The organism is Rugosibacter aromaticivorans, assembly GCF_000934545.1.
In the GTDB taxonomy this organism is placed as follows: domain Bacteria; phylum Pseudomonadota; class Gammaproteobacteria; order Burkholderiales; family Rhodocyclaceae; genus Rugosibacter; species Rugosibacter aromaticivorans.
Genome location: NZ_CP010554.1, coordinates 2,015,391 through 2,025,760, shown reverse-complemented (window position 1 = coordinate 2,025,760; position 10,370 = coordinate 2,015,391). Strand labels below are relative to the sequence as shown.

The 10,370-nt window shown below is 57.5% G+C and carries 4 protein-coding genes; 3 read left to right on the top strand and 1 reads right to left on the bottom strand.

The features are described 5' to 3' along the window. The first annotated feature begins 4 nt into the window (after window positions 1-4). From PG1C_RS10110 to PG1C_RS10100, 3 genes are all read left to right on the top strand, one after another. Window positions 5-1,951 (top strand): cytochrome c/FTR1 family iron permease, encoded by a 1,947-nt coding sequence (locus PG1C_RS10110; protein ID WP_237218148.1) that lies wholly within the window; start codon window positions 5-7, stop codon window positions 1,949-1,951. A 151-nt stretch (window positions 1,952-2,102) separates the two neighbouring features. Continuing rightward, on the top strand, window positions 2,103-2,660 hold the full coding sequence (locus PG1C_RS10105; protein ID WP_202634664.1) for a recombinase family protein: 558 nt from the start codon (window positions 2,103-2,105) through the stop codon (window positions 2,658-2,660). A 2-nt stretch (window positions 2,661-2,662) separates the two neighbouring features. Further along, window positions 2,663-5,632: a Tn3 family transposase gene (locus PG1C_RS10100; RefSeq protein ID WP_202634663.1), complete on the top strand. Its 2,970-nt coding sequence runs from the start codon at window positions 2,663-2,665 to the stop codon at window positions 5,630-5,632. Here PG1C_RS10100 and PG1C_RS10095 read toward each other — a convergent pair. Continuing rightward, window positions 5,601-10,283 (bottom strand): PAS domain S-box protein, encoded by a 4,683-nt coding sequence (locus PG1C_RS10095; RefSeq protein WP_202634662.1) that lies wholly within the window; start codon window positions 10,281-10,283, stop codon window positions 5,601-5,603. The two genes, PG1C_RS10100 and PG1C_RS10095, sit on opposite strands and share 32 nt — an antisense overlap. Between the last annotated feature and the right edge of the window lie 87 nt (window positions 10,284-10,370).

Sequence of the window (10,370 nt, the reverse complement as noted above, 5' to 3'; positions counted from 1 at the left end):
TTCCATGACTTGCCGAGCAACCTATCGCTGGCTGATGACTTTGCTGTTGGCGACTTGTGCGTTGATTGGCGGGCCAAACTACGCAGCCGACACCACCGAACTCAAAGCCAAACAGATTTGGCAACTTCTGGACTACGTCGCCGTCGATTACGGCGGCGCGGTCGCCAACGGTGCCGTGCTGAAAGCGTCGGAGTACGCTGAAATGCAGGAATTTGCCGCTACAGCCGAGCGTCAACTGGGAGAACTGCCTGACCAGACCGATAAAGGCATCCTGTTGCAACAAGCGTCCGCGTTGCGTGCTGCGGTAGCTGCTAAGGCCGATCCGGTCAGCGTGGCGAAGCTGGCGCATGCGCTGTCCAGTGCGGTGCAAAAGACGTATCCGTTTCCAGTCGCGCCGACTGCCATGCCGGTCTTGGCGAAGGGAGGACAGTTGTTTCAGGCGCAATGTGCGGCCTGTCACGGTCAGCAAGGGCGCGGTGACGGCCCTCTGGCGGCATCCCTGAACCCCAAGCCGACCGCGCTGGCCGATCACACGCGGGCGCGTGAGCGCAGCTTGTTCGCGCTGCACCAGATTATCAGCAACGGTGTCCAAGGCACCGCCATGCAGGGCTTTGGCGCGTTGTCGGATGAAGATCGTTGGGCACTGGCGTTCTTTGTCGGCACACTGCCCTATGCGCAAAGCGACAAGGACGAAGGGGCCAAGCTCTGGCAAGCCAATGCGCAAGTTCGCCAGACGGTCGCCAGTCTGGATGCGCTGACGCAAACCTCCGAGCATGTCTTGGCGGACAAGCTGGATGTGCCATCCGCCAAAGCCCTGACCGCCTATTTACGCGCCAACCCGAACGCGCTGAACGTCAACAGCCCGAAGGGCACCGCGATTGCCAAGGCCAAACTCAGCGAGAGTGTGACGGCATTGCTGGCTGGCGACCGCGCAGGCGCGACCAAGCTGGCCTTGTCTGCTTATCTCGATGGCTTCGAGCCAGTCGAACCCGCGCTGGCCACCCGCAATCGGCCGCTGTTCGAGAAGATCGAAGCCGCGATGGTGTCTTATCGCGCCTTGGTTGCTAAAGGCGCACCCACTGACGTTCAGACGGCCCAGCAACGTTTGCAGGGACTGCTGGATGAAGCGGACAAAGTGCTTGCCCCCTCCGAAGACGATGCCGTGGCGGCCTACGTCGGTGCGTTAACCATCCTGCTGCGTGAGGGCTTGGAAGCCCTGCTGGTGGTGGTGGCCATGCTGGCATTTCTCAAGAAGGCCGAACGGCAGGACGTGGTGGTATACGTCCATGCTGGTTGGATTGTCGCGCTGGCGGCTGGCGGGATAACATGGGCAGTAGCGACCTACTTGGTCGGCGTCAGCGGGGCAAGCCGGGAGCTAACTGAGGGCTTTTCGTCACTCTTTGCCGCCGTGGTACTGCTCGGCGTCGGCATGTGGATGCACCAGAAGAGCGTTGCCGGTCGCTGGCAGGTCTACCTCAAGGAAAAGTTGTCCTCTGCACTCAATAAGCGCACGGCATGGTTCCTGTTTTCGTTGGCCTTCGTCGCCGTATATCGCGAGGTATTCGAGACAGTGCTGTTCTTTGCCGCGCTCTGGACAGAGGGGAATGGCTGGCCCTTACTGGCAGGCTTGGGCACCGGCATTGTACTGTTGGCCTTACTTGCGATCATACTGCTGCGTACCAGTGCGCGTCTGCCGATTGGTCAGTTTTTCGCTGCCAGCTCGCTACTGGTGGCCGTACTTGCCGTGGTCTTAGCAGGAAAGGGCATCGCGGGGCTTCAAGAAGCCGGATTGCTGCACACTAGTCCAATCGCAATTCCTCGCATCGACCTGCTGGGCATTCATCCATCGTGGCAAACACTCTTGGCTCAACTCGCCGTACTGTTCACGGCGCTAGTCGCCTTCGCTTTCAATTTGCGTTCGAAACGCCAGATAGTGTCGCCTCAAGGTTGACTCAAGGCATGTGTCTGCTTGAGCTATACCCTAACCTGATGTCAGATGCCGTGTGTAAATTTCGTCAGGATAGAGTCTTAATTTATGTTTATTGACACATTTCGCTAAAGGTAATAGATTTCATCCTGACACTTTTACCTTTGGAGGCATTTTGCAAGGTCAACGCATCGGCTATGTCCGCGTCAGCAGTTTCGACCAGAACCCGGAACGGCAATTGGAGGGTGTTCAGGTGGCGCGGGTGTTCACCGACAAGGCTTCTGGCAAGGACACCAAGCGCCCCGAACTTGAAAGGCTGCTGGCCTTCGTCCGCGAGGGCGACACCGTGGTGGTGCACAGCATGGACAGGCTGGCACGCAACCTTGATGACCTGCGCCGCATCGTTCAAGGGCTGACGCAACGGGGCGTGCGCATGGAGTTTGTCAAAGAAGGGTTGACGTTCACCGGTGAGGACTCGCCGATGGCCAATCTGATGCTGTCGGTCATGGGGGCCTTTGCTGAATTCGAGCGCGCCCTGATCCGCGAACGTCAGCGCGAAGGAATCGTGCTTGCTAAGCAGCGCGGGGCCTACCGGGGGCGGAAGAAATCGTTGAACAGCGAACAAATTGCCGAGTTAAAACGGCGAGTCGCGGCAGGGGATCAAAAAACCTTGGTGGCCCGTGACTTCGGCATCAGCCGCGAAACCTTGTACCAGTACCTGCGGGAAGACTGACCATGCCGCGCCGCTCAATCCTGTCCGCCACCGAGCGAGAAAGCCTGCTGGCACTGCCAGATGCCAAAGACGAATTGATCCGGCAGTACACGTTCAACGAAACCGATCTGTCGGTTATTCGCCAGCGTCGCGGGGCAGCGAACCGGCTGGGCTTTGCCATCCAGCTTTGCTACCTGCGATTCCCTGGCGTCATCCTGGGTGTCGATGAGTCGCCGTTTGCGCCCTTGCTGCGCATGGTGGCGGCACAGCTCAAGGTGCCGGTGGAAAGTTGGGATGAGTACGGCCAGCGTGAGCAGACACGGCGCGAGCACCTGGTCGAGCTGCAAGCGGCATTTGGGTTCAAGCCGTTCACCATGAGCCACTATCGGCAAGCCGTGCATACATTGACCGAGCTGGCTTTGCAGACCGACAAAGGCATTGTGCTGGCCAGCACCCTTGTCGAAAACCTGCGGCGGCAGAGCATCATCCTGCCCGCCATGAATGCCATCGAGCGCGCAAGCGCCGAGGCCATCACCCGTGCCAACCGGCGTATTTACGCGGCGCTGGCCGATTCTTTGTTGCAGCCCCACCGTCAGCGACTGGACGAACTTCTCAAGCGCAAGGACGGCAGCAAAGTGACGTGGCTGGCATGGCTGCGCCAGTCGCCCGTCAAGCCGAATTCTCGGCACATGCTCGAACACATCGAGCGCCTCAAAGCTTGGCAGTCGCTTGACTTGCCCGCAGGCATCGAGCGTCAAGTTCACCAGAACCGTCTGCTCAAAATCGCCCGTGAGGGTGGACAGATGACACCCGCCGACTTGGCCAAATTCGAGGTGCAACGACGCTATGCCACTCTGGTAGCGCTGGCCATTGAAGGCATGGCCACCGTCACCGACGAAATCATTGACCTGCACGACCGCATCATCGGCAAGCTATTCAATGCGGCCAAGAACAAACATCAGCAGCAGTTTCAGGCTTCCGGTAAGGCGATCAATGACAAGGTGCGGATGTATGGCCGAATCGGCCAAGCCTTGCTGGAAGCCAAACAGAGCGGTAGCGATCCGTTCGTCGCCATCGAGGCCGTTATGCCGTGGGACACCTTTGCCGCCAGCGTCACGGAGGCGCAAAAGCTCGCACAACCGGAGGGCTTCGACTTTCTGCATCGCATCGGTGAAAGCTATGCCACGTTGCGCCGGTACGCGCCGCAGTTCCTGGATGTACTCAAGCTACGGGCGGCTCCAGCCGCCAAGGGCGTGCTCGATGCCATCGAGGTGCTGCGCGACATGAACACCGACAACGCCCGCAAGGTGCCCGCCAACGCGCCGACCGCATTCATCAAGCCACGATGGACCAAACTGGTGCTCACGGACGAAGGCATTGACCGGCGCTACTACGAGCTGTGCGCGCTGTCGGAGCTGAAGAACGCGCTGCGCTCGGGTGATGTCTGGGTGCAGGGATCACGTCAGTTCAAGGACTTCGACGAGTACCTGGTGCCGGTCGAGAAATTTACCTCCTTGAAGCTGGCCAGCGCATTGCCGCTTGCCGTGGCCACTGATTGCGATCAGTATTTGCACGACCGGCTGGCATTGCTGGAACAGCAGCTCGCCACCGTTAACCGCATGGCGGCGGCCAATGATCTGCCGGATGCCATCATTACCGAGTCCGGCCTGAAGATCACGCCGCTGGATGCGGCGGTGCCGGAGACCGCGCAAGCCCTGATCGACCAGTCGGCGATGCTGCTGCCGCACGTCAAGATCACCGAACTCTTGATGGAAGTTGATGAGTGGACGGGTTTCACCCGGCACTTCACACATCTGAAAACCGGTGACACCGCCAAGGAAAAGACGTTGCTGCTGACGACGATCCTGGCCGATGGCATCAATCTTGGGCTCACCAAGATGGCCGAGTCCTGCCCTGGCACGACCTACGCGAAGCTGTCGTGGCTGCAAGCGTGGCACATCCGGGATGAAACGTACTCAACGGCCCTGGCCGAGCTGGTCAATGCGCAGTTCCGGCAACCCTTCGCCGCGAACTGGGGTGATGGCACCACGTCATCGTCGGACGGACAGAACTTCAGAACCGGCAGCAAGGCCGAGAGCACGGGGCACATCAACCCGAAATATGGAAGCAGCCCAGGACGGACTTTCTACACCCATATCTCCGACCAGTACGCACCTTTCAGCGCCAAGGTGGTCAACGTCGGCGTGCGCGATTCCACCTATGTGCTCGATGGCCTGCTGTACCACGAGTCGGACTTGCGCATCGAGGAGCACTACACAGACACGGCAGGCTTTACCGATCATGTCTTCGGCCTGATGCACTTGCTGGGATTCCGGTTTGCACCGCGTATCCGTGACTTGGGCGATACCAAGCTGTTCATCCCCAAGGGCGATGCCGCCTATGATGCGCTCAAGCCGATGATTAGCAGCGACAGGCTGAACATCAAGGCTATTCGCGCTCATTGGGATGAAATCCTACGGCTGGCCACTTCGATCAAGCAGGGAACGGTGACGGCCTCGCTGATGCTGCGCAAGCTCGGCAGCTACCCGCGCCAGAACGGCTTGGCCGTGGCGTTGCGCGAGCTGGGGCGTATCGAGCGCACGCTGTTTATTCTGGATTGGCTGCAAAGCGTGGAGCTGCGCCGGCGCGTTAATGCCGGGCTGAATAAGGGCGAGGCGCGCAACGCGCTGGCCAGAGCTGTGTTCTTCTACCGATTGGGTGAAATCCGTGACCGCAGCTTCGAGCAGCAACGCTACCGTGCTAGCGGCCTCAACCTAGTAACAGCGGCCATCGTGTTGTGGAACACGATCTATCTGGAGCGCGCCACCAGTGCTTTGCGTAGCCACAGCCAGACAGTCGATGACGCGCTGTTGCAGTACCTGTCGCCGCTGGGGTGGGAGCACATCAACCTGACCGGCGATTACCTCTGGCGCAGCAGCGCCAAGGTTGGTGCGGGTAAGTTCAGGCCGTTGCGACCGCTGCCACCGGCTTAACGTGCTTTATTTTCCGTTTTCTGAGACGACCCCCAAAAGACTGGTCTATTTTCAGTTCGCCGAAGGCGATGCGTGTGAGCTGCTGCATGCTGGAATAACCAGTCCCATAGTCATCGATGGATAACGTGAACCCTTTCATGCACAAACGTGCCAGATTTTCCAATGCGGGTGCGACATCGGTCATGGCCGCTGTTTCCGTGATTTCCAGAATGAGATGGTGCGGGTCAAGCCCGGCATCCTGCACTACTTGGGTAATCTTGTCTGCTAGCGCGGTATCGTCTAACGAGACCAGCGAAAGATTGACCGAGACGGTATATGGATAACCTTTATCCTGTAACGCACGACACGCTGCCGCAGATTTTTTGAGCATCAGAAAAGTGATGTCGTCAATCTTCCTGTTCTGCTCAAGCAACGGGATAAAGGCATAGGGGAGGATTACACCCTGCTCCGGATGAATCCAGCGCGCCAGGGTTTCAGCCCCTACTAACCGGCCTGTTTTAAAATCCACCTTCGGTTGGAAGAACGGCTCAAACTGTTCTGCACGGATTCCTTGCAATATCTCCTCAAGCGTGAATTTCGCCATGACATTGGCTTGCGGCCACTTGTTTTCCACATGCTCGTATTTTGCAAGCAGATCCTTGAGTTGTTCCTGCAGCAGGGGTTTTTCAATCAAGCCAAGTAATCTAATGCCATACATCCTGGCTATTTTCCCCGCTGAAGCAAGCAATTTACTACCCAGTGCACTGATCAGGATAATGGCAACATCGTGGTGTTCTTGGCCCAGATGCCGCAGGAACTCCAGGCCATCCATTTCCGGCATATCCAGGTCGCAGATCGCGATGTCCATCGGCTGCCCGCTCTTCTCCCGAATCATCCTGAGCGCCTGCTGGCCATTGCTCGCATCGCCTATCGATGTTTCACCCAGCGAGCGCAACATGTTCACGACTATCCGGCGCTGGAAGTCATCGTCTTCCACAACCAAAATAGTTAGTCCAGCGAGTTTCTCATCAGGCTTTCCCGTTTCAATGAGATATGTTTCAAAGTGTCTGATCGCTTCGTCCAATGCTGTTCTTGCCGCTCTTGCCCCGGCCATATCCCCGTTCCTTGCAGCCTGTTCGATGATGGCACAAACATTCGCCAAACCCTTAGCTCCCACCATCCGGCTGGAGCCTTTCATGCGGTGAGCCATACGCTCCACATCGGCTTGGTTATCTTGTTCCAGCCTCTCGAGCAGCTTGGCGTGGTCAGCGCGAAAATGCGACTGAAAATCGCGCAGCACTTGAATCTGAGTGGCACTGTCCGGCACAATTTTCTTCAGCTCGGCATAATCAATGGGGGCTGCAATCCGCCCCTTCTCCGCATCATGTGGAGAAGGCCTATTGCTTGTTTCTGAGATAGAGAGCCATTTTGCCAGCGCCTTCCGCAGTTGCGCCATATTGACTGGCTTGATCAACAACTCATCCATGCCGGCGGCTTGGCAATGCTCCGCTTCCCCAGCGAGCGCATTGGCCGTCCAGGCGAGAATCGGGGTGTGAGAAAGCTGCCCTTCGGTTTCGATTGTGCGTATTGCCCGCGAGAGCGCATAACCATCCATCTCCGGCATGTGGCAGTCGGTGATAACCAGCGCAAAGCGCCCCTCTTGCCACATGGACAGCGCCATTTGACCATTCCCCGCAGTTTCGGCATGCAGACCAAGCAGCCTGATCTGACGCGCCAGCAGATCGCGGTTGGTCGGATGGTCGTCCACCGCCAGCACGAGCGGTGCATCCTCGCCGCCTTCAAACAGCGGTTTAACCGATCTTTGCTCAACCTCGAAATTTTGAACTTGCGTTGTCTCTACCGGTATGCCCGAAACTGGCAGGGTGAACGTAATGCTGAAGGTGGAGCCCTGTCCCGGCTCGCTTGCCAGTTCGATCTGTCCATCCATCAATTCCGCCAGGCGCCGGCAGATTGCCAGCCCCAGTCCAGTGCCGCCATACATGCGGGCGGTGTCGGCACTTTCCTGCCGATAGCGTTGAAACAAGTGCTGCTGGACATCCTTGGCTATGCCGATGCCTGTATCTTTGACAGAGAAGCGTATCCGCTCGCCGTCATCGAGTTGGTCGATAAGTTCGGCGCGAAGCTCGATCTCTCCACGTGGAGTGAACTTGATCGCATTGCTGACGAAGTTGTTCAGCACTTGTGAAAGGCGCAACGGATCGACGATGTACGCCGGGCCAAGACGCGCATCGGCGTACTGCCGTAACACCAGGCTTTTAGCGCTGGCTATACGTGAATAGGTATTGATGACCTCTTGCAGTAACTGCCGGATCGAGGTTGCTTGCGGCATCAGTTGCATCTTGCCTTCCTCGATCTTTGCCCAATCAAGAACGTCGTTGAGGATGCGCAACAGGCTCCTGCTGGAATCCCGTGCTGCCTGCAATGTCTCTTCCTGCTCGCGATCAAGCGATGTCAGGGAAAGCACCTCCAGCATGCCCAGCATACCGGAGAGCGGGGTGCGGATTTCATGGCTCATGGTGGCAAGAAAAGAATCCTTGGCACGGTTGGCCAGTTCCGCCTCTTCCTTGGCGGCGATAAGACCCCGTTCGGCCTGTTTGCGCTCGGTGATGTCTTGCACGAGGCCGGTGAAATAGCGCTGACCATTCAGCGTCATCTCGCTGATTACCAGATACATCGGGAAAGTGCTGCCATCCTTGCGCCGCCCTTCGACTTCCCGCCTGGCGTCGATGATGTGCGCCTCACCGGTGGCACAGTAACGCTCGAGGTAGCCATCGTGCCAGCTACGGTGCGGTTCGGGCATCAGCATGCTGACGTTTTGTCCGGCAACCTCGGCGGCGGCATAGCCAAACAAACGCTCGCCGGCCGGGTTGATCGTCTCGATGATGCCATACTCGTTGATGGTGATGATGCCTTCCGCCACGGTTTTGAGTATCGTCTGGATACGCGTGGCGCTGTCGCGCAGCGCTGTTTGCACTGCGTATTCCCTGGTTACATCGCGGAATACCAGTACTGCCCCGATGATGTCGCCATCGCGGTTGCGAATCGGCGCGCAACTATCGGCGATGGAATACTCGTTACCATCGCGTGCAATCAGCACAGTGTCATTGGCCAGTCCGTAAATGACGCCTTGTGCTAAAACTGCTGCTACCGGGATGGGCGCAGGCTGGCGTGTTTTAAGATTGATGATGTGAAAGATATCAGCTACCGGCCGACCAGCTGATTCTTCGCGCGTCCAGCCGGTGAGTTGCTCGGCAACCGGGTTCAGGCTCGTCACGCGGCCTGCGGCATCGGTGACCAACACCGCATCGCCGATGGAGTTGAGCGTGACGGAAAGGTTTTCCTCGCTGGCGCGTAATTGGTCCTCCGTCTGTGAACGCGCAATGATTTCCCGCCGGATTGCCAAAAACAAGGTAACGAGGATAACCGCTATGACCATGAGCGTAGCGAGCAGCGCGACAAATAAAAATTCATTGTCGCGCTCGAGTGCGGCCTCTCGGGTAGACAAGAGTGCCGCTTCTGTGCTGTCCATGCGGTCGGTCAGGCTGCGTATGGCCTGCATGGTTTGCATTTCACCATCACGAAAGATTGCAGCCCTGGCTGCAGCAAGGCCTTGGTGTTCGAAAATGGGGATATGCTTTGAGAGCGTGGTTATTCGTTGCTCAAGAAGCAGTTTCAATTCTGCGAGATTTTTCGTTTGCACCGGGTTATCGACGACGAGCCAAGCCAGATTATTCTTGTCAATGTTTATCTCTGTGACAAAGCGCCGGTATTCATCTTTGTATACTTCTTTGTCAGTTAGCAGGTAATTGCGTTGCGCTGATTCAGCATTGGATATCGAACCATAGAGGTGGCTCAATCTGGCACGCACCTGCTGCGTGTGGTTAACCCACTGTGCAGACTCAGCATAGGCGACACCAGCCTTGTAGGTGTAGCCTCCCATCAATATCAGCAGCACAAAAGTACTGATGAAACCGGCAAGAACCTTAAACTCGACCGAAGTCCAGATTGTTCGCTGTTGTTTGGATTCCCAACTTGAGCGGAATAGGCCAACCCCGAGGAGGATAAAGACGAAAGCAGTATTCGCGGCCACGGGTGGCAGCCAGCGGTCGGTAACCAGTTCGCTGGCATTCCACAGATATCCCAGGAACGAAATTGCGCCAATGGCTATGACTATTATTGACGCCAGCCGTACCAGTAGGTGCAGGGAGCGCCGTGGCAAGGCGGCTAGCGCCAGTCCGATAAAGGCGAAGGCAACGGCGCTGTACGGCGACATGCGGCCGCGGATCGCGTTGTATGCGTCAGTCGTGTCGCGGAACAGCAATTCGTCGATGCCTAATTGCCATCCGAACAGGTATTGGCTGAGGGTGGCGAGACCAAGCGCCAAGACTGCCAATCCTAAGGTTTGCGCCAAACGCTGTTGTGACCGCGACGGTCGACCACCGAGGATGAATAAGCCACCGGCGGCCAGAACAAGACCCACGGCCGTGTTGACTTTCATCTCGACCGCACCCGGCAGTAAGCTTTTCAATAGGGGAATGTCGAGCATCCAGCCTGCAAAGCCAGCCAGTCCTATAACCGCCGAAAGCATCGCCGCCAGTTGTGGAAGCATGCCCGGAATACGCAAGAAGGCCGGATTTTTATCGAAATGCATTTCTCTGCTACTCCAAAGAGGGCGAATTCAGGAATGAAGTGCAATTTTGAGTAACGCGGGTCAGGAGGGCGGGATGCGGTAGCATCC